18 protein-coding genes are annotated in these 19,909 nt (G+C 45.8%); 10 read left to right on the top strand and 8 right to left on the bottom strand.

Annotated features, from left to right (window positions below):
• The first annotated feature begins 86 nt into the window (after nucleotides 1-86).
• Genes metN through metQ form a run of 3 tightly spaced genes read left to right on the top strand, consistent with a single transcriptional unit; the run spans nucleotide 87 to nucleotide 2,623 of the window.
• Nucleotides 87-1,121 (top strand): methionine ABC transporter ATP-binding protein MetN, encoded by a 1,035-nt coding sequence (metN, locus tag VFDL14_RS09725; RefSeq protein WP_032551668.1) that lies wholly within the window; start codon nucleotides 87-89, stop codon nucleotides 1,119-1,121.
• Complete coding sequence (locus tag VFDL14_RS09730) at nucleotides 1,111-1,788, top strand: methionine ABC transporter permease (protein WP_032551667.1); 678 nt, start codon at nucleotides 1,111-1,113, stop codon at nucleotides 1,786-1,788. The genes metN and VFDL14_RS09730 overlap by 11 nt, the downstream gene beginning before the upstream one ends.
• A gap of 25 nt (nucleotides 1,789-1,813) precedes the next feature.
• A complete protein-coding gene (gene metQ / locus VFDL14_RS09735) occupies nucleotides 1,814-2,623 on the top strand; it encodes a methionine ABC transporter substrate-binding lipoprotein MetQ (protein WP_032551666.1) in 810 nt (269 codons plus the stop codon).
• Nucleotides 2,624-2,716: 93 nt separating this feature from the next.
• On the opposite strand, the gene VFDL14_RS09740 is transcribed toward metQ, so the two are convergent.
• The 3 genes from VFDL14_RS09740 to syd all read right to left on the bottom strand — a co-directional run bounded on the left by VFDL14_RS09740 (nucleotide 2,717) and on the right by syd (nucleotide 5,601).
• A complete protein-coding gene (locus VFDL14_RS09740; protein ID WP_032551664.1) occupies nucleotides 2,717-3,919 on the bottom strand; it encodes a carbohydrate porin in 1,203 nt (400 codons plus the stop codon).
• A 358-nt stretch (nucleotides 3,920-4,277) separates the two neighbouring features.
• Nucleotides 4,278-5,054, bottom strand: coding sequence for a Zn-ribbon-containing protein (locus VFDL14_RS09745; protein ID WP_032551663.1), 777 nt, complete (start codon nucleotides 5,052-5,054; stop codon nucleotides 4,278-4,280).
• A 1-nt stretch (nucleotide 5,055) separates the two neighbouring features.
• A complete protein-coding gene (syd, locus tag VFDL14_RS09750; protein WP_032551662.1) occupies nucleotides 5,056-5,601 on the bottom strand; it encodes a SecY-interacting protein in 546 nt (181 codons plus the stop codon).
• Nucleotides 5,602-5,732: 131 nt separating this feature from the next.
• Between syd and queF the strand changes: the two genes are divergently transcribed.
• The 6 genes from queF (at nucleotide 5,733) to VFDL14_RS09780 (ending at nucleotide 14,020) form a co-directional block, all read left to right on the top strand.
• Nucleotides 5,733-6,578, top strand: coding sequence for an NADPH-dependent 7-cyano-7-deazaguanine reductase QueF (gene queF / locus VFDL14_RS09755; protein ID WP_032551661.1), 846 nt, complete (start codon nucleotides 5,733-5,735; stop codon nucleotides 6,576-6,578).
• 72 nt (nucleotides 6,579-6,650) lie between these two features.
• A complete protein-coding gene (locus tag VFDL14_RS09760) occupies nucleotides 6,651-8,909 on the top strand; it encodes a tetratricopeptide repeat protein (protein ID WP_032551660.1) in 2,259 nt (752 codons plus the stop codon).
• A gap of 118 nt (nucleotides 8,910-9,027) precedes the next feature.
• A complete protein-coding gene (locus tag VFDL14_RS09765; RefSeq protein WP_032551659.1) occupies nucleotides 9,028-10,593 on the top strand; it encodes a diguanylate cyclase domain-containing protein in 1,566 nt (521 codons plus the stop codon).
• 262 nt (nucleotides 10,594-10,855) lie between these two features.
• Nucleotides 10,856-12,223, top strand: coding sequence for a nucleotide 5'-monophosphate nucleosidase PpnN (gene ppnN, locus VFDL14_RS09770; protein ID WP_032551658.1), 1,368 nt, complete (start codon nucleotides 10,856-10,858; stop codon nucleotides 12,221-12,223).
• A gap of 97 nt (nucleotides 12,224-12,320) precedes the next feature.
• Nucleotides 12,321-13,097, top strand: a complete 777-nt coding sequence (gene xni, locus VFDL14_RS09775) for a flap endonuclease Xni (protein ID WP_032551657.1) — start codon at nucleotides 12,321-12,323, stop codon at nucleotides 13,095-13,097.
• Nucleotides 13,098-13,258: 161 nt separating this feature from the next.
• Nucleotides 13,259-14,020 (top strand): DNA/RNA non-specific endonuclease, encoded by a 762-nt coding sequence (locus VFDL14_RS09780; protein WP_032551656.1) that lies wholly within the window; start codon nucleotides 13,259-13,261, stop codon nucleotides 14,018-14,020.
• A 100-nt stretch (nucleotides 14,021-14,120) separates the two neighbouring features.
• Here the strand turns inward: VFDL14_RS09780 and rlmM are convergent, their stop codons facing one another.
• The 4 genes from rlmM to VFDL14_RS09800 are packed head-to-tail and all read right to left on the bottom strand — an operon-like array spanning nucleotide 14,121 to nucleotide 17,124.
• A complete protein-coding gene (gene rlmM, locus VFDL14_RS09785) occupies nucleotides 14,121-15,212 on the bottom strand; it encodes a 23S rRNA (cytidine(2498)-2'-O)-methyltransferase RlmM (RefSeq protein ID WP_032551655.1) in 1,092 nt (363 codons plus the stop codon).
• Nucleotides 15,209-15,607, bottom strand: coding sequence for a DUF423 domain-containing protein (locus VFDL14_RS09790; protein ID WP_032551654.1), 399 nt, complete (start codon nucleotides 15,605-15,607; stop codon nucleotides 15,209-15,211). Before VFDL14_RS09790 ends, rlmM begins: the two co-directional genes overlap by 4 nt.
• Nucleotides 15,597-16,223, bottom strand: a complete 627-nt coding sequence (locus VFDL14_RS09795) for an alpha/beta fold hydrolase (RefSeq protein ID WP_032551653.1) — start codon at nucleotides 16,221-16,223, stop codon at nucleotides 15,597-15,599. The genes VFDL14_RS09790 and VFDL14_RS09795 overlap by 11 nt, the downstream gene beginning before the upstream one ends.
• Nucleotides 16,216-17,124 carry a transcriptional regulator GcvA gene (locus VFDL14_RS09800; protein ID WP_032551652.1) on the bottom strand — a complete coding sequence of 303 codons (909 nt, stop codon included), beginning with the start codon at nucleotides 17,122-17,124 and terminating at the stop codon, nucleotides 16,216-16,218. Before VFDL14_RS09800 ends, VFDL14_RS09795 begins: the two co-directional genes overlap by 8 nt.
• A 478-nt stretch (nucleotides 17,125-17,602) precedes the next feature.
• Between VFDL14_RS09800 and VFDL14_RS0123230 the strand changes: the two genes are divergently transcribed.
• Nucleotides 17,603-18,280, top strand: a complete 678-nt coding sequence (locus VFDL14_RS0123230) for a glutathione S-transferase family protein (RefSeq protein ID WP_032551651.1) — start codon at nucleotides 17,603-17,605, stop codon at nucleotides 18,278-18,280.
• A gap of 88 nt (nucleotides 18,281-18,368) precedes the next feature.
• Here VFDL14_RS0123230 and thiI read toward each other — a convergent pair whose 3' ends face one another.
• Nucleotides 18,369-19,817: a tRNA uracil 4-sulfurtransferase ThiI gene (gene thiI / locus VFDL14_RS09805; protein WP_032551649.1), complete on the bottom strand. Its 1,449-nt coding sequence runs from the start codon at nucleotides 19,815-19,817 to the stop codon at nucleotides 18,369-18,371.
• Between the last annotated feature and the right edge of the window lie 92 nt (nucleotides 19,818-19,909).

Raw genomic sequence — 19,909 nt, 5'->3', positions numbered from 1 at the left:
GACTTAGATCATGTTACGCCATAGCATCGTCTGTAAATCGAACGAACTATCAACATATTATTCTGTTCACCGTTACAGGTTTATTTATGATTAAAGTGAATCAAGTCAACAAGGTTTTCTATCAAGGCACTAAAGAAATCAATGCCTTAATAGACATTAACCTTCACATTCCTCAAGGTCAGATCTTTGGCGTTATCGGCTCATCAGGTGCAGGTAAAAGTACACTGATCCGCTGCGTAAACATGCTAGAAGCACCAACCTCAGGTGAAGTGATTGTTGATGGCGTAGACCTCACAAAGCTAAGCAAATCAGAGCTAAGTGAAGCACGACGCAATATCGGTATGATTTTCCAACACTTTAACCTGCTTTCTTCTCGTACCGTGTTCAATAATGTTGCACTACCACTAGAACTTGCTGGTACAGACAAGGCAATCATCGAAGAGAAAGTAAGCCAACTGCTTGAACTGGTTGGCCTTGCAGACAAGCGCGACAGCTACCCATCAAACCTAAGTGGTGGTCAAAAGCAGCGTGTTGCTATTGCTCGTGCATTGGCGTCTGACCCTAAAGTGCTACTGTGTGATGAAGCGACAAGCGCACTCGACCCGGCAACGACTCAATCTATCCTTGAGCTACTTAAAGAGATCAACCGCAAGCTAAACATCACAATGCTATTGATTACGCACGAGATGGACGTAGTAAAGAGCATCTGTCATGAAGTCGCAATCATCGGCGGTGGTGAATTGGTAGAAAAAGGCACCGTTGGCGACATCTTTGCGCACCCTAAAACAGAGTTGGCGCATCAATTTATTCGCTCAACACTCGATCTTTCTATTCCAGAAGATTACGAGGCGAGACTGCAAAAAACACGCGTTGAAGGTAGCTACCCTCTGGTTCGTCTTGAGTTTACTGGTGCAACCGTTGATGCACCGCTGATGACTCAAATCGCTCGTAAGTTCAACATCGACGTTAGTATCTTAAGCTCTGACCTCGATTACGCCGGTGGCGTGAAGTTCGGCATGATGGTCGCAGAGCTTTTCGGCACAGAAGCAGACGACAACGCAGCAATCGAATTCCTACGTGAACACAATGTAAAAGTAGAGGTACTTGGCTATGTCCTTTAATGAGATCACAGATTGGTTAAGCCTAAACGGAAACCTACTACTTGGCGCAACTTGGGAAACGCTATACATGGTAGCCGTTGCTGGCATCGTGGGCTTTGCTGTGGGTATTCCACTTGGCGTTATTCTGCACACCACTAAAAAAGGTGGCTTGCTAGAAAACACCAAGCTAAACAAAATTCTTGGCGCGATAGTGAACGTGGGCCGTTCTGTCCCTTTCCTAGTATTGATGGTCGCTATCATCCCATTAACTAAGCTACTGATCGGTACCTTTATCGGTACAACAGCAGCGATTGTTCCTCTAACTATTGGCGCAATCCCGTTTGTGGCTCGTCTTATTGAAGGTGCGCTACTGGAAGTCCCAACTGGGCTTGTTGAAGCAGCACAATCTATGGGCGCAACGCCAACGCAGATCATCACAAAAGTTCTGCTACCAGAGGCGTTACCCACTATTATCAATTCAGTAACCATCACACTAGTGACCCTAGTAAGCTACTCTGCAATGGCAGGTACCGTGGGCGGTGGTGGTCTCGGTGACGTAGCGATTCGCTATGGTTTCCACCGCTATGATGTAACGATTATGGCTGTCACGGTTGTGATGCTGATTGTTCTAGTTCAAATCATTCAATCCATTGGTGACTCGATTGTTCGCCGTGTTGATCACAGATAAAAAGATGTATTAAAAGGAGATTATTATGAAATTCAGCCTAAAAAGTTTACTTGCTATCGCAGCAGCGGCATCAGCACTAGTACTAACTGGTTGTGGCGAGAAAGAGATCGACACATCAAAAGTTAAAGTCGGCGTTATGGCAGGTGCAGAAGCTCAAGTAGCAGAAGTAGCAGCTAAAGTTGCAAAAGAGAAATTTGGTCTAGACGTTGAGCTAGTAACGTTCACAGACTACGTAACACCAAACGCAGCACTGGATGATGGTTCAATCGACATCAACGCTTTCCAGCACAAGCCATACCTAGATCAGCAAGTTGCTGACCGTGGCTACAAGCTAACTATTGCGGGCAACACATTTGTTTACCCAATCGCGGGTTACTCTAAGCAAGTAACTTCTGTTGACCAAATTGAAGACGGTGCACGTATCGCAGTACCAAACGATCCAACAAACCTAGGTCGCTCTCTACTGCTTCTTGAGCAACAAGGTCTACTAGAACTACGTGATGGTGTTGGCCTTCTAGCAACTGTTCGTGACATCGTAGGTAACCCAAAGAACCTAACTATCGTTGAACTAGACGCAGCACAACTTCCACGTTCACTGGATGACGTAGCGCTATCTATCATCAACACAACTTACGCAAGCTCTATCAACCTAACTCCACAAAAAGATGGCGTTTTCGTTGAAGACAAAGAATCTCCATACGTAAACCTAATCGTTTCACGTGAAGAGAACCTAAACGCAGAAAACGTACAAAACTTCGTGAAAGCTTACCAAACTGAAGAAGTGTACAACGCAGCGTCTGACATCTTCCAAGGTGGCGTAGTAAAAGGCTGGTAATCCACGCTTTTCACTAACTTCAATAATGAAGGGCTGACATCATGTCAGCCCTTTTCTTTGCCCGATATTTTACGAGTAGCTATATGGTGTGAATTACCACCAAGCTTCTACCTGCATACCAAGACTCACTTCACTGTTCTCGCCAGTACCGAATGCATCGTCATTCTCTGCATCATGGATGTAGGTTGCGAAGATACGGAACTCAGGACGCGCCCAGAAACCCGTTTTAGGAACCCAAGCCTGTGCCACTGTAAATTTACCGCCGGCACCATCTTGGTTATTAATTTTCTCAACGAAGCCACCCAGCTCTAGCACAGTACGCATTTTCTCATCCCACTTATATAGTGGTCGAATAACGGCACTGAACGACTCATCTTTGGTGTTATTCGCACCTACATCCGTCGCATACGCATAGCGAACCGTGTGACCAAATTCGATGTTATCGCCAATTGAAACTACGCCCCAGTTGATCAAGCGGAAGCCTTCAGCGTTGTTGTTGTTTTCATCACGCACCAAGTTACTGCCTGTACCGAAGGTCGTCATCTGCTCAGCATAACCAGAGTTTGCAACTTGCAAGATGGTTTTGTTAAATCCAGTCGGTAAGTTCTGGTTTAGGCTTGCTGTCAGCATCACGCTATCATCAGCATCAAGCGATTGGTCTTTCTTCTCTTTGCCAAAGTTAAAGTCAGCACCTAGCTCTAAGTCTGCATTTTTCCATAGTGGGATACCCGCGTAGCGAACATCGGCAATCATTGCTGTCGTCTCTTTCCCATCATCAACGTCGCCCGTCACTGTGTCTTGAATGAGAGCCAGAGAGAGTTTACCTGGGCCTAAGTTAATGTGCTCAACACCACCACCAATACCGCTCACATCCCAGTAATAGTTATCGATGATGTGCACGTCATGACGTTGGTAGTAACGCTCACCAGCCCACATAGTAATGTCTTTGTCGTCGAACAGACCCGTCGCTTGGATATTCAGCTGTACCACTTCCACATTGCGATCTTTCGCGTTCTCATCTTGGCCTTCCCAGTAAGCCAACATCGAATCAATTAGGAAAGTCGACTCTTCATCATTGAACAGCTCTTTCTTAAAACCAAACTCGCCATATAGGTCATTTTCGTTGCCTAAACGACCTACTTTATTCACTTCCCATTTGCTATTTGAGCCGCCGTTGTCACTCATTCCGACACCGCCACGCATGTAGCCATTAAATTCCAATGGTGCCGTCTCAGCCAGTAAAGTGGGAGTAACTAAAACAGAAGTAAGGGCAGCGGCAATTGGTAACAGTTTCATAATCCATTCCTTTCGTATCAATGATTGAACTTATCATCTTATAAATGGGAACATTCCCATGGGATCGATCCCATTTATATTGGCAAGATTATAAAAAGGAAGTTATTAGATAGATTATTGTGATCCAGATAACTATTGATGAAGGCTAAAGTTGATACAGATTGGATTATTGGAATGAATATTTTTTGTCGATTTAAGAAACGAAGGGACGGGAAATAAAAACAGAGATATGCAACTAAGATATTAATATGAAAAGAGAAAACAGGGCAAAGAAAAAGCCCTCACACCATAGTGAAAGGGCTTTTAAAATAAAGACCAAGTTGATAGTGACTACTTACATACACATCAACTTAAAGAGCTATTTGATATGATCCCATGACATATTGGAAACGATACGACAGTCATCACATTTAAAATGGAATATATCGTGAAGCGGTTCATCCAACAGCCACTCACCACCACACTTCGGGCACTTTCTAGCTTGCTCATCCGCAAGACTCTTACCGCCGACTCTGTACTGATAGTAATATGTCGGCACTTTTGACAAGTACTCTAAACGACCTCGCAGATCCCAACCACGCTTGAACAGCACACTGTCAGCATCGCAAATTTCATGCAGCGCCGCGTGCTCAGCACGACAGCCACCAGCCATCTGAATTTCGTCACACGCCTGCCACTCAGTTTGCCACTTCACTACCGCTTTATGGTCACCGTTGGAGGTCGGCGGATTGCGATAAAGTGGGATTGGCAACAAGGTTTCACCGCTACGCAGCGGCGAGCAAGTATGAACATAAGTGGTGTAAAGCACTTGCCAACTTGGCTGTTCATCTTCGGCTGCTTCTTCGGAGTTTAGGTCGCGGCCGAGCATGCGCATTTTCGGCGCTAGCAAGCTCGCTTCGGATAAACGGTTAAAGCAAACCTTTACAAAATCTGAGTGGTTTCTTGGGTGTAGACTATCTTGTTCCGGGCAAACAACACGGACAAAGAACTCACCCTCGCCCATCACAATCGGGAACTCACGGCCTAATACCTGCCCGTTATAACGCAGCGCATCCATCAGACCATTGATTGCCTTATCGACCGCGCTAATAGTGGTGTTATCAAAACACTCGAATTGAAGTTCTACAACGTACATCTTAAACAGCCGGTTCCAATTTCTCTAAAAATTCAGCCAGCGTCTCTGTCAGTACATCACGGTTGCTGGTACCTAGGCGCTCAAGAATGACATTACCTGTCAGGTTACAGATAGAGATCACGTCCATATCGGCATCTGTAGCGGCAATAAATACCGTCGGCTTAAGCTTTAAACGGCGCTGAGTCACTAGGTGCCCAAGAATGTTTTCTTGAAGGCGAACAAAATCTTCATCGCTCCAAACTTGTAGTAATGTCAAAGGGTTGCCATCAAAGGTCGCATCCATATCTGCACTGTACTGCGCGCCGTAGAATGTCTTAATATCTTCATGCAGTGACAATTCAATACCATTTTCAACGTTGGTAAAATCTGCATGTTGCTCGCGAGGATAGTTTTTCCATAACACAGCACCCGACAACTTTTCTTCAACGCATGGAGAAACCAGATCTGCTAGCTCTTCACTACGAGGTAAAGATTGATGTTGCTGCTGCCAAGCATCGACATACTGCTGACTGAATGAAAGTAGTGCGTCTTGGGCACGTTGAGTCATGAAAATCTCCTAAAGCGAAAATAATAATTAGAATCGGGCACCTTTCCACGTCGATTAAGCGATGACCTAATGACACAGTAATGGGGATTCAGTAAAATCGCCCCCATTCTAATCGAATTTGAAACGAAAGTATGAGCAAATATTCTGACGCTAAAGAGCTAGCGGGTTTAACCCTAGGTCAAAAAACTGAGTACGCTAACCAATATGATGTCAGCCTACTGCAGCCTGTTCCACGTAGCTTGAACCGTGATGACCTCGCTTTAGGCGACGAACTGCCATTCATTGGTCACGATATCTGGACTATGTATGAACTGTCATGGCTGAATGACAAAGGTCTACCTCAGGTGGCTGTGGGTGAAGTTTTCATTCCAGCAACAAGTCCGAATCTCATTGAATCAAAATCTTTCAAGCTTTACCTAAACAGCTACAACCAGACACGTTTCTCTGATTGGGAAGCGGTAACTGAGCGCTTGACTCAAGACTTGTCAGCATGTGCAGGTGAAACTGTACTGGTTAACGTAAACAAAGTGACTGATTACACCAATCAACCGATTGTTACTATGCAAGGCGATTGCATTGATGAGCAGGATATTGAGATCACCAGTTACGACTTCGAGGCATCAATCTTAGAAGGTGCCGCTGAGCAAGAGCACGTTGAAGAGACTCTTCATAGCCACCTTTTAAAGTCTAACTGCCTGATCACCAATCAGCCAGACTGGGGTAGCGTGGAAATTGCCTACACAGGTTCGAAAATCAACCGCGAAGCACTGCTACGTTATCTTGTCTCTTTCCGCGAACACAACGAGTTCCACGAGCAGTGTGTGGAGCGCATCTTCACAGACATCATGAAGTACTGCGCACCAACAAAACTGACGGTGTTTGCTCGTTATACTCGTCGCGGCGGCTTAGACATCAACCCATACCGCTCAACAGAACAGGATAAGCCTGCTCACAACATGCGTATGGCTCGTCAGTAAATCATTGGAAGATTTCGCCTCTAACTCTGTATTTCATCTCTATATCTACAGTTCGACTTAAAGGAAAATAAAATGCGTTGGTTAACTTTTATTGGCCTGCTGCTTGTTAGCTTAAGTGCTTCTGTTAGCGCCTCGGTATACTCATCGGCTCTACTTAACGAAGCCAATAACTTGGTTGAGATAGAACCAAGCCGAGCCAAACAGATGGCCAACAGTTATCTAACGCTTCGTGTCCTGTCCGATCAAAGCGAAAAAAGCCCATCCGCCATTTCTCGCGAAGAGACGGACTCTTCCATTCGTACCCCGAATAGCAGTATTGATGCCTATAAGATCCTTGCTAAGGCAGAGTTCAACTTAGGGCATACTCGCATTGCAATTCAGCATATCGAAACCGCAAGCGAGCTAGCAAAAACCTACAAACTTCAGTACTTAGAGCTTGACCTTGAGATCTTAAAGACGCGCTTGTTGTGGCTTAATAACCGTAAATCAGCACAAGCCAAAGAAGTACTGACTAGCATTGAAGCAAGTCTCCAATCGATCAGCCAAACCCTGCGTTTGACCGAAGGCATTACCTACCGCTTAATTATGCTTAAGGCTGAAATCGCTTCATACGAGAACCAAATTGATGAAGCTGAAAGCCTATATCAACGAGCTAAAGCCTTCCTAGATCAGCGTTACTCCGAGAAAGTCACCATCGACTACCACATTGCAGTGGGTGAGTTTTATCTGACGCACAAAGAGTACAACCACGCGCTGTCTGAGTTACTTTACGGTTATTGGAAATCGGTTGAAGGAAACCTGAGTGCACGTTTAGCAAAGGTGAACCGCTTATTAGCACAGCTCTTTTTTGAAAGACAGGTTTTGGATAAGGCGGTTGAGCACCTTTCACAAGCAGCCGACTTTTATGACAACTTCGAAAACTCACCTATTCTGGCTCAAGTACTGAAAAAGATGGGTGATGTGTACTACTTCCAAGGTAAGTACAACCTTGCTCTAGTCCACTTCTTCAACGTTTTGGATCATGAGAGTACCGACCGCGATATTAACCAAGTCATTGATATCCGTCTGAGTCTATCAGCGACCTACCTGCGCCTTTATAACTACCCATTAGCAGAGCAATACCTATCGCGAGCACTGGAACTGCTGGAGTACACTGACAACCTTCAGCTAGAAGGGCGAGCGGCTTTGCTTTCAGCAGGACTTGCTTACCACCTTCAAGACAGCGACCAAGTGATCAAATACGCTCAGCGTGCACTGGATATCTCACGACAAGTTGAGAATATGCGTCTGTCACAGCGCTCGTACCACCTACTTTCATTGGGTTATGAGCAGGCACAACAGCCTCAAAAGGCGCTAGAGAACCTCAAACAATACACCTCTCTGATCTCACTTGAGCAACAGAACCTCAACCGAATCAGTGAGGATGCCTTCCGCCAGCAAAAAGAGTTTGCGGAGCGTACCCTGCACTATGCCGGACAAGCGGAAGAGCTAGAGCTGTACAAAGAGGAGCACCGCAAGTTCCAGAAGATCTCTTTTGCGCTATTCCTGTTCAGCATCATCTTGTTTTTCTTTGTGCTACGCCGTGGCTACATCATTCAGAGCCAAGTCAGAGAAAATGATCGCCTGAGTACCGACCTCTTTACTCACTCACGCTCTAAACTGCCAAACCTAAGAATGCTCAACGCTAAGCTGTCTAATTCGCTTGAACAGACCAGCCAGACTTTCGAGCAGTGGCAGCTTGGTGAACTGATTCATGAGCCGCTAAATGACCGCCTGCGCTTTGTGATGATTGACCTGCCATTCCTGCGCAACATGTATACACAAAATGGTTATAAAGCAGGTCTTGAGCTCGAAGATGCGTTTGGCGAATATCTGAAAACCAAGCTTGATGGACCGTCACGTATCTATCACTTCTCTGATGCGAATTTGTTATACATCGAGCCAAATTCAGACCGAGATGCATCTCCAGAGGCGATGTTCCGCAAGATTCAATCTTGGATCTCTGACTTTGAACCAGAGCGAAATATGAATCGTACCATTCGCGTTGGTATTGCTGACTACCCATTCTTGCCGCGCGCCTATACCGCAATCAATGACCAAGAGCTACTCGACGTGCTGCTGATGTCGACCAACATTGCGCGTGAAGTGAGCCTCAAAGAGCGCAGCAGCCAATGGGTCTATTTGAAGGCTATCGACAATGCGCCAGCAGCGAGCCTTGCAACTGGTAACATAAGAGAAGCGTGTAAAATCGCTATTAATCAAGGGTTAATAAAAATACAATCCTCTTATCAGAATGAGGACAATATCAAAAAAATGCTAAAAGATGAGTGATTTGCGAGCGGTTAATCGTTCGAAACAGTGACCTTATTTTTAGTTTTGTTATTATCGATAGATTGGCATTTCATCAAAGCGATCGTAATCGATCTACGTGGCACTAATTTATTGACCTATGGGCATTCTCGAACAAGACATACAGGCTCAGCTGCATCAACTGAAAACTCAGTTAGATCAGGCGCGTCTGAATCAGAGAGACACCTCGTTCAAGTTCATACGTGAACAAAAGGTCCTTAAACGTATTGTCACATCTTTAAGCGATGCTTGTGTCGGCACCAATGACCACCTTGATGAAAATTTAATCGCCCTTAGGGAAGCGCTGCAAAAACAGAAAGATGTCAGCTCAATGATTCCGAAGTTGGCTGTTTTGGAGCGCATGCTAAAACAAAAAACGGTGGCTATGGAAAAACAGAACGGATATTTAGACCAAAGCATCAAGCACAGTGGTGAAACTCTGCAGCGCGTGACGGGCCTACCGGCTCAGATTAAACGCGACCTGCGTAATCTACTGAGTTTTTCTGAAGGCAATGGCAGTCAGAAAATCGACCATGCAATGAAACTGCTCAGCATCTACGAACGCGCAGTGAAAATCATGGCGACTAATTCCCGTTCTCATTTTTCTGACACCGATAACTCCCCAGAACAAGCTGTACTCTCCGATCTTTCAACGGAACTGCAACACCTGATCACTGAACTCGATTTTGAGGGTGAATCTGGTGACTTGTTAATTGATATTCGTGCCAAGCTGCTCCTAGGTGTTACGACTGAAAACCTGTTTGAACTGACACTACAAGTGTTAAAGTTGGTGATAGAAGGGACTAATCTAGAGCGTAAAAAGTCAGAGCAGTTCATTGAACAACTGAATGCTTCTCTCTCAGCAAGCATTAAAACAGCCGACCAAAACAGTGACCAAAGCCAAACCTACTTTGAACACCGTCAAAGCCTTAACAACGAGCTCGGCAATCTAGTAGGCAAGAGCCAGCAATCTGTCGAACAAGCTACAGATATTCAAGTGCTTAAACAGTCTATCACCCCACTGTTGAATGAGATCGCATCGCTCTCTGAAAGGCTTAGCCACGCCGAGCAAAAAGAGCAGGCTCTGATCGATCGTATGAGTTATGGCAAGACCCAACTTGACTCCCTATACGAAGTGACTCAAGACTACCGTCGTCGCCTTGAAGATCAGGCGCAACGTATGTTGCTTGACCCACTGACTAAGGTCTACAACCGCACCGCGTTTACCGACCGTCTCGAGTTAGAGTATCGTCGTTGGATTCGTGCTCAGCACTCGCTGCGTGTGGTTCTGCTTGATATCGATAACTTTAAAGCCATCAACGATAGCTTCGGTTACACCGCGGGTGATAAAGCTCTGAAGATCATCGCTCGCACCATGACCAAAGAGCTGTCTAAGACTGACACTGTGGCGCGTTTCTCAGGTGAAGAGTTTATTCTCCTGCTACCAGAGCAGAACGATGAATACTGCCATCAAGTGATTCAGAGCATTCAGACACAAGTGAGCCGACTGCCGTTTAAGTTCCGTGATCAGCAGATTACCATCACTCTATGTGCGGCAAGTACTCAATTCAGCCAATCAGATACGCCTGAAGAGGTGCTTGAGCGCCTAAATCGCATCCTAACTAAGGCAAAACAGCGCGGTACTAACCAGCTCGTTTGGCAATAACTGCCTCTCTCTGAGAAATTATTTCTCTTTTTCAAATACTTATCACATACCAAATAGGAAAATGTTTGCTAAGCTAATGGTTAACATTTGCTTAACAAGCCTTTCTGGCGATCAAGCCTGTGCCAAGACCATTTAGCAAGGCATAGAATAACGTGATTATCATCAAACGCCCTCTGGCTTTGTATACCTTGCTTCACTACTCCCGAGTTTGAGGGTGACGTCGCATCTTGTCTCCCCAACTCTTATTCAACAAGGAGGCACTATGATCACTCATATCAGTCCTGCCGGTAGCATGGATTTACTCTCTCAACTTGAAGTTGAGCGCCTTAAGAAAACCGCATCCAGTGATCTATACCAACTGTATCGTAACTGTACCCTAGCGGTACTTAACTCTGGCAGCCACACCGACAACTCAAAAGAGCTGCTGGATAAATACCTCTCTTTCGATGTTGAGGTGGTAAGGCGTGAGCGCGGCATTAAGCTCGAACTGCACAATCCGCCTGAGCACGCCTTTGTTGATGGTGAGATCATCAAGGGTATTCAAGAACATCTATTCTCAGTGTTGCGTGACATTGTGTACGTCAACATGCACCTTGCCGATAACCAAAGGCTCAACCTGACCAATGCCACCCATATCACCAACTTGGTATTTGGTATCTTAAGAAACGCAGGCGCATTAACGCCGGGCATTGAACCCAACTTGGTTGTTTGCTGGGGCGGTCACTCCATCAATGCCAGCGAGTATCAGTACACTCGCGAAGTGGGCAACGAGCTTGGCCTGCGTGAACTCAATATCTGTACTGGTTGTGGTCCCGGTGCGATGGAAGGCCCAATGAAAGGTGCGGCCATTGGTCATGCTAAGCAGCGTTACACTGAGCACCGTTACCTTGGCTTAACCGAGCCGTCGATCATTGCTGCTGAGCCGCCAAACCCAATTGTAAATGAGTTAGTGATCATGCCGGACATCGAGAAGCGTCTCGAAGCCTTTGTTCGTATGGCACATGGCATCATCATCTTCCCTGGTGGTCCGGGTACAGCAGAAGAGCTGCTCTATATCCTAGGTATCATGATGCACCCTAACAATGCCGATCAGCCAATGCCGATTGTACTAACGGGTTCGAAAGAGAGTGAAGAGTATTTCCGCTCAATCGATCGCTTTATCGGTGAGACACTGGGTGAAGAAGCTCAGAAACACTATGAGATCGTGATTGATGATCCTGCTAAAGCGGCGAAAATCATGAAGCAAGCGATGCCAGCAGTGCGTTCACACCGTAAAGAGACCGGAGATGCGTACAGCTATAACTGGTCACTGCATATTGAGCCTGAGTTCCAACTGCCATTTGACCCAACTCATGAGTCTATGGCGGCACTCGATCTGCACATGGATCAGAAGGCAGAAAACTTAGCGGCAAATCTACGTAAAGCCTTCTCAGGCATTGTGGCGGGTAACGTCAAAGCAGAAGGCATTCTAGAGATTGAAAAACACGGCCCATTCATCATTGATGGCGATAAAGCGCTAATGGCGAAAATGGATAGACTGCTCAACGACTTTGTAGAGCAGCATCGTATGAAGTTGCCGGGCGGCACCGATTACGTACCGTGTTATAAGATTGCACAAAACAACGACTGACCATTCTGCACAGAGCATTTCAACTGCTTAAGCGATACGTTACTATAAGGGGCGAGTTCATCCGCCCCTTTATTTATTGCTTAGTTATTGGAAACTTATGTCTATCCATCTTGTTATTATCGATGCCCTTAACCTCATCCGTCGCGTTCACTCTGCACAGCCGGATCCAAGCGATATAACAAGAACTATCACCACGACTACGCGAACGCTAAATAACATCATCAAAGAGTCGAAACCAAGTCATATCATTGCGGTGTTTGATCACCACCTACAAGATCGTGGCTGGCGCGCAGAGATTCTACCGAGCTACAAAGAGAACCGTAAACCAATGCCTGAGCCATTAATGGCAGGATTAGATGCCATTCAACAAGCTTGGTGGGATCTAGGTATCGACTCTCTGTTATCCGATGGGGACGAAGCGGATGATTTGGTCGCAACGCTTGCCAAGAAAGTAGCAGACCGCGGTCAAACAGTAACCATTATCTCAACCGATAAAGGCTACTGTCAGCTGCTCTCTCCCACTCTACAAATTCGCGATTATTTCCAACACCGTTGGTTAGACACTCCCTTTATCGAGGCTGAGTTCGGGGTTAAACCGAGCCAGCTTGCAGATTACTGGGGCTTAACCGGCGTGAGCTCTAGTCAAGTACCGGGAATTCCTGGTGTTGGGCCTAAGGCAGCCAAAGAGATCTTAACCAGCTACCCAGATATTGAAGCAGCCTACCTAGCTGAAGACCTGCCGAAAAAATATCGCAAGAAGTTCGATGAACACATTAAGTCTGCACGTGTATGTAAGCAGGTTTCCGCGTTGAAAACCGACATCGAATTAGGGTTCAACCTTCAAGATATCCGCTTCAATAACAGCGCTGATTAACCTCATTGCATGTTAATCAATCCTGTTGTGTTCTCCTTTACATTCACAAGCTTTTAATAAAGTTAATCAATACCTTACCAAGTGCTGATTAACTTTTAACCGCCATCACAGTCTTGTTGATATAAGTATTTATTTTCATTGCTCCAATAAGGAGAAACACAATGAAAAAAATACTACTAATTTCACTCACTACCCTCTTGCTGCATGTCGCCCCTTTTAGTTCCGCATCGGAAACATGTGGAGAACACCTTGTTAAAGGCATGCCCTCTAACAACAGCGATCAAGTGCTGTGCCGGACAGGATATGCAGTCGGCTACAACTATCAAACCAAGAATGCTGATTGGGTGGCGTATCATGTCACCAAAGAAAGCGTGAATGCGCAATTCAAGCGCAGTAATAACTTCAAGGCTGATGCTGAGCTACCCGAGTATGCACAATCCATATTAAGTGACTATTCCAAATCAGGGTACGATCGTGGACATCTTGCGCCGTCCGCAGCGATGGATTTCAGCCAACAATCAATGCAAGAGAGCTTCTTGTTAAGCAACATGTCTCCACAACTTCCTGGCTTTAACCGTGTCGGTTGGCGATTATTAGAGGAGCATGTAAGAGATCTCGCGAACGAGTACCAAGAATTGTATGTCGTGACGGGTCCTATATACGAAGGCAATGAAGCCTCTATTGGAGATGGTGTTGTCATCCCAAGTGCATTTTACAAAGTTATCTTGGACCCATATTACAACGATGCCATCGCATTTATCGTGCCTCACCGAGATGTATCCGGTAGTGAACTTGTCAACTTTGTCACGACCATTGATGACGTAGAGGAGCGCACCAACTTAGACTTCTTTGCCAATACCAGTGACGACGTTGAAAACTCAATGGAGGCAATGCTATGGGAGATGTGGCCAACACCAGAGTAGGCACAAATTATCGTCATCCGTAACTAATTCGATTGTCCTAAGTGATGGTCGATAAACAAAAAACGCTCCTAAATAGGAGCGTTTAACGTCATCGTTTCGCTTAGTGCGGAGAGATGTTTGAAAGCGACTGAATGTGTACCGTAATCTCTTCACGGTCATGGTACAAGTGCTTCGCCTGCATCTTAAACTTCACTTTATTTTCGATTAGGAACTGCTTCAGATTCTCGATATCTTGTAGAACCTCATCATAGCGACCTTTCATCGGCAGCTTGAGGTTGAACAGTGCTTCTTTCGCCCAACCTTTGATGATCCACTCACCCATGAGGTGTGCAACACGAGCAGGCTTCTCAACCATGTCACAGATGATCCAAGTAACGTTCTTACGGTCTGGTTCGAATTTAAAGCCATCTACCATGTGGTGTTTGATTTGACCTGTTTCCATCAGGCTATCAGCCATCATGCCGTTATCAACACAGTGAACGAACATAGAGCGCTTCACCAGTTGGTAAGTCCAACCGCCCGGACAAGCACCTAAGTCTACACCCCACATACCCGGAGCAAGGCGCTCATCCCACTCATCACGTGGAATGAATACGTGGAATGCTTCTTCAAGTTTTAGCGTTGAACGGCTTGGCGCGTCTGCAGGGAACTTAAGACGTGGGATACCCATGAAGAACTGAGAGTTGTTGCTCGGGTAAGAGTAACCAACAAAGCAGTGACCCGGAGCAATGAAACACAGATGAAGTACTGGCTTCTTCGGATTATCTTTCGCGGTCATCAAGCCTTTGCCACGCATCGCTTGACGCATCGGCACGGTAAACTTACGACAGAACTTCAGTAGTTCTTTCGCTTCGTTTGTGTCCGGCGTTTCGATGCGAATGTCGCCACAGCGTGGGAAACCTTCTTTGTCTGCCAGCTCATCAAGGATTGGAGAGATGCGATCACCTTTTGGCAGTTCTTTGATTTCAACGGCTACTGCTAGCATTTGACGAGCAAAGATCAGCGATTGGAAATCAATTTCTTTGATCAAACGATCCGCTTCGCCATCTTGATAACACTCAAACAATACAAAGCCAGTATTGTTTTTTAAGCGAGGAAAACCAAACACTTCCAGCTGTGTTGCTTTGTCTTGAATTTCGCCAGCACATTCTTTTTCAAAACCAGAGCGACAATAAAGTAGTACGTGTTTCACTGAGTTACCTCTTTTATATTCAAAGCAGCGAAGGAGAAGACTCCCCAACCAATGATAAATAGTAGTCCACCTAACGGCGTTATTGGACCAAACCATTTAATTCCTGTCAGCGCCAGCGCATAGAGGCTGCCACTAAAACAAAGGATGCCGATGATAAAGCAAATTGCCGCAATGAAAAAATATTTTTGTGATTTAGCACCAAGTTTCAATCGCAGCAAGATAGCACACGCCACAATCGCAAAGGTATGGATGAACTGATACAAGACACCGGTTTCGAACACACCCAATAGATAAGGGGCTAGCTGAGATTTAAGCCCGTGTGCTGCAAATGCCCCAAGCATCACCGCAGTCGCACCCGATGCGCCTGCAAAGGTAAGCAGTCCCTTACTTTTCATCGATGGCTCCTTTAATGAACTTAGCCAGTTTCTCGACCGCTAGTGCAATGTTTTGCTGTTCAGTATGCCCTGAGCTCTTACGTGGCTTGAAGCTATGGTCACCATCCGGAATAAACTCAACAGACACCGAGTCAGAGAGATTAAACGCAGGAAACTCTTCACGCTTACCAAAGGTATCGCGTTCCCCCTGTAGGATAAGGCACGCTTTACTCAGCTCAGCTAGGTGCTCACCTTTATACTTATCCGGTTTACCCGGCGGATGGAAAGGAAATCCCAAGCAAGCGACACCAGACACTTTCTCATGCTCAGACAAGTGACTGGCCATACGCCCACCCATCGATTTACCGCCGATAACCAGTGTCTGGGCATCGACTTGCTCAATCACCTCTTGGTAAGCCTCTAATAGCTTAGGCGCGCGATCTGGCGGTCGACGTTTACCATCTTCAGCACGTTTGATCATGTAAGGGAAATTGAATCGAATCACGCGAATGCCTTTAAACGCCAGTCCCTTAGCGACTGACTGCATGAATTCATGATCCATACCTGCGCCTGCACCGTGAGCAAACACAAAGGTGTACTGGCTATGCTCTTCACCATCGATAAGCCAATTATTCATCGAGCAGTTCCTCTTGTTCACTTTGTGCTTTTGCCAACATCCAATCACGGAACGTCGCAATACGTCCCATGTCTGCCTGTTTGTCATGACACACGACATAGAAAGCGTTTTTACTAATTAACACTTCATCAAACGGGGCGATGAGACGCCCAGCTTCAATTTCAGGCTGCGCTAATACGTTGTTGCCTAATGCGATACCTTGGCCGTGAGCGGCGGCTTGCAACACCATGGTTGAGTGACTAAAGATAGGACCGTGATTAACGTTAACCCCATCAATGCCATTTTGTTTTGCAAACTGTTTCCAATCTTTACGAGAGGTATCATGCAATAGCGTATGACATGCCAAATCACTTAGTGATTCTAATGGTTTATTGCCCAATAGAATTGAAGGTGCACACAGTGGGATCAGATATTCTTGATAAAGTTTATCGGCTCGAAGGCCCGGCCAATTACCTCGCCCATAGTAAATCGCAACGTCAACATCGTCTGTCAGCGACCCCTCATCCATATCTACCGCTTTGATACGAACGTCAATATCAGGCTCTTGTTGATTAAAGTCCGCCAGACGAGGTACCAACCATTGAATCGCAAAGCTTGGTGGCAAGCTGATGGTCAATGCACCTTTCTCACTGCGCTCAAGCACCTTATCGGTCGCCTCAGCAAGCGATGTGAAGATGTCTTTAATGTCTAAGAAATAGCTCTGCCCCTCTTCGGTAAGCAGTAAAGAGCGATTCCTGCGGCGAAAGAGCTTCAAAGAGAGAAACTCTTCCAATGATTTTATCTGGTGACTCACCGCAGCCTGAGTAACAAACAACTCTTCTGCAGCACGCGTAAAACTCAAGTGTCTAGCCGCAGCTTCAAACACTCGTAAGGAGTTTAATGGGGGTAATCGACGAGACATAGTTACTCTCTAAAATGACATTAGTTTTTTTTATCTGAAACATTATAATTTGTCCATTGCTTAGCGGCTAGAGAAATTCTATATTTCCTCCCGCAGTCACTAGCCTGAACGGCTTGATTCTCTCTGAATCAATTGGCTTAGTCACTGCGATGTTGTGTTTGCAAACTCGTACTTTTCGAGTTGGGTAGAGTTCTACCAAATGTTTTGTTTTAGTTATCCCCTAAAACGAGGCATCTACTTCCTGTATTTATTTTGACCTGTCTGTCAAATTTCTTTACACCGCCTTTATGGCGGTGTTTTTTTATCTACCGTTTAATAACAATAAGTTTATCAATAGCTCACCTTATTGAAACACTCTTAATCAGACTGGCTTCTTGTTAATCTTACAAATTAAATTTGAACGAACGTTCAGGTTGAATTATAGTCAATGCACAAGCACGGATGTGCCGCAGACAAATAACGAACTAGGAGTTCACTGATGATTAAGTTCTACTTCCACCGTACCCCAAACCCAATGAAAGTTGCGCTCTATCTTGCAGAGACAGGTCTAGCCTACGAGCTTGTCCCAGTCGATACGCTCAAAGGTGAGCAACACACTCCGGAATTTCGCCTAGTTAACCCAAATGGAAAAACCCCGGCGATTGAGGATGACGGCACACGCATTTTCGATTCCAATGCAATCCTGCTTTATCTATCAGAGAAAACCGGTCTGTTTGCAGGTCAGCCACAAACGCGCGGTGAGTTGCTCTCTTGGTTGATGTTTATCGCATCAGGACTAGGGCCTTTCTCAGGTCAATCGGTTCATTTTCATAAAGCGGCGCCAGAAGATCTTCCTTACGCAAAGAATCGCTACCGCCGTGAAGCACAGCGACACTATGAAGTGCTAGACAATCATCTGGCCGATAAGACGTACATGGTGGGTGACGAGTACACTATCGTCGATATGGCGGCATGGGGCTGGATAGACAAAGCGCCATTTGTACTCGGAGAGGATGCACTCAATGATTATCCAAACCTAAAGCGCTGGTTTGAACAGATCAATGCGCGCCCAGCCGTTGCCAAAGCACGCGAGCTCGAGAGTGGGATCGACTTTAAATCAACGGTCGATGAAGAAGCAGCAAGAGCCCTGTTCCCGCAGAACTTTCCTAAAGCCTAGAGCTCAGTTACTTGGAAAATTCGGTTTCCAACGACCAATAAAAAAGCCGCTGTTATAGCGGCTTTTTAGATGACTTATGGAGAGTGACCTAAGGACGGTACACTTTCACGTTAGAGAAGCCTTGCTCTTGCAAGTAAAGCGCTTGCAAACGGCTCATAACACCACGGTCACAGTACAGTAGGTACTCTTTGCTCTGGTCAAGGTCACCGAACTGCGTTGCGAGCTTATAGAAAGGCAGGTGCTTCACATCAACGCCATCGATCTCTAATGGGTTTTCGTCTTCCTCATCAGGGCTACGAATATCCAGTACGATTGCGTGCTCAGCAACAGCTTGAACTTGCTCAACTTCAGGCGCTTGCTCTTGGCTCTCTTTCTCGATGTCACGAATGTCCATCACGCGAGCGTTCTCGATCACTTGCTCAAGCACTTCAAAGTTAAACTTCGCTTCTTCCGCTTCTAGCTTACCTTTCTTCGCTTTTACTGTTGGCTTCTTAGAGATAACACCACAGTATTCAGGCATTACTTTTGCGAAATCTTCAGTACCAATGTTACGAGCAAGGTCGATGATGTCTTCTTTGTCCCAGTTGATCAGAGGACGAAGGATCAAAGTGTCTGTTACGTTATCGATGTGACGTAGGTTAGTCAGCGTTTGGCTTGATACCTGACCTAGTGCTTCACCTGTAACCAGAGCTTCGATCTTGAACTTCTCTGCAACCATACCACCAGCACGCATGAACATACGCTTAAGTACAACGCCCATTTGGCCGTCTTCAACGTTCTCAAGAATTTCAGCGACTACTGGTTCGAAGTCGATAGAGATAAATTTCACTTTTGCAGAAGAACCGAACTTGTTCCACAGGTAGTGAGCCACTTGCTTAACACCGATTTCGTGTGCAGGACCGCCTAGGTTGAAGAAGCAGTAATGTACTTTAGAACCACGTTTTATGTGCAGGTAGCTTGAAACGCCAGAGTCAAAACCACCAGAAATCAGGCTCAACACGTCTTCTTGAGTACCTAGAGGGAAACCACCTAGGCCCTTGTGACGAGCGATGATCTGGTTAAGTTTGTCGTTTGCGATCTCTACTTTGACCGTCACTTCTGGATCTTTCAGCTTAACGCTTGCCGATTCTACCGCTTGGTTTAGGCCACCACCAACGTAACGCTCTAGTTCGATAGACGTGAACTCGTGCTTACCACGACGCTTGGCACGAACAGAGAAAGTCTTACCTTCAATGTCGCCACGGCTGCGCTCCAGTACCTGCTCGAAAATATCGTGTAGATCTTTGAATTCAGACTGTTGAACTTCAAGAGAGTGGTGGATACCTGGAGTTTGAGTCAAGATCTCAAGCACTTCTGGGTAGTACTTATCGCTCTCGGATGTGACTTCGATGTGGTCACGACGGTTGAATACCGCAACGCTTTCACAGCGACGCTGGATAACGTTACGAATGTTGCACTCTAGAATCCTTGTGAAGCGCTTACGCACCGATTCACTTTTTACAAAAATTTCCGGATGGGGCTTAACAATAAATTTCATAGTACTTTCACAACATTAAACAAGTTTAAGGGGCTCGGCGCTAAGCAAAAAACTGAGATTTCACCGAGCACTTGAAGCAAGAATAGATCATA

The organism is Vibrio fortis (assembly GCF_000695685.1).
Lineage (GTDB): Bacteria > Pseudomonadota > Gammaproteobacteria > Enterobacterales > Vibrionaceae > Vibrio > Vibrio fortis_A.
This window is presented reverse-complemented; position numbering and strand designations above follow the sequence as displayed.

Bases quoted from the DNA above. Each gene is read 5' to 3' on its own strand.
- metN (WP_032551668.1), top strand. From the start codon at position 87: ATGATTAAAGTGAATCAAGTCAACAAGGTTTTCTATCAAGGCACTAAA.
- VFDL14_RS09730 (WP_032551667.1), top strand. From the start codon at position 1,111: ATGTCCTTTAATGAGATCACAGATTGGTTAAGCCTAAACGGAAACCTA.
- metQ (WP_032551666.1), top strand. From the start codon at position 1,814: ATGAAATTCAGCCTAAAAAGTTTACTTGCTATCGCAGCAGCGGCATCA.
- VFDL14_RS09740 (WP_032551664.1), bottom strand. From the start codon at position 3,919: ATGAAACTGTTACCAATTGCCGCTGCCCTTACTTCTGTTTTAGTTACT.
- VFDL14_RS09745 (WP_032551663.1), bottom strand. From the start codon at position 5,054: ATGTACGTTGTAGAACTTCAATTCGAGTGTTTTGATAACACCACTATT.
- syd (WP_032551662.1), bottom strand. From the start codon at position 5,601: ATGACTCAACGTGCCCAAGACGCACTACTTTCATTCAGTCAGCAGTAT.
- queF (WP_032551661.1), top strand. From the start codon at position 5,733: ATGAGCAAATATTCTGACGCTAAAGAGCTAGCGGGTTTAACCCTAGGT.
- VFDL14_RS09760 (WP_032551660.1), top strand. From the start codon at position 6,651: ATGCGTTGGTTAACTTTTATTGGCCTGCTGCTTGTTAGCTTAAGTGCT.
- VFDL14_RS09765 (WP_032551659.1), top strand. From the start codon at position 9,028: ATGGGCATTCTCGAACAAGACATACAGGCTCAGCTGCATCAACTGAAA.
- ppnN (WP_032551658.1), top strand. From the start codon at position 10,856: ATGATCACTCATATCAGTCCTGCCGGTAGCATGGATTTACTCTCTCAA.
- xni (WP_032551657.1), top strand. From the start codon at position 12,321: ATGTCTATCCATCTTGTTATTATCGATGCCCTTAACCTCATCCGTCGC.
- VFDL14_RS09780 (WP_032551656.1), top strand. From the start codon at position 13,259: ATGAAAAAAATACTACTAATTTCACTCACTACCCTCTTGCTGCATGTC.
- VFDL14_RS09790 (WP_032551654.1), bottom strand. From the start codon at position 15,607: ATGAAAAGTAAGGGACTGCTTACCTTTGCAGGCGCATCGGGTGCGACT.
- VFDL14_RS09795 (WP_032551653.1), bottom strand. From the start codon at position 16,223: ATGAATAATTGGCTTATCGATGGTGAAGAGCATAGCCAGTACACCTTT.
- VFDL14_RS09800 (WP_032551652.1), bottom strand. From the start codon at position 17,124: ATGTCTCGTCGATTACCCCCATTAAACTCCTTACGAGTGTTTGAAGCT.
- VFDL14_RS0123230 (WP_032551651.1), top strand. From the start codon at position 17,603: ATGATTAAGTTCTACTTCCACCGTACCCCAAACCCAATGAAAGTTGCG.
- thiI (WP_032551649.1), bottom strand. From the start codon at position 19,817: ATGAAATTTATTGTTAAGCCCCATCCGGAAATTTTTGTAAAAAGTGAA.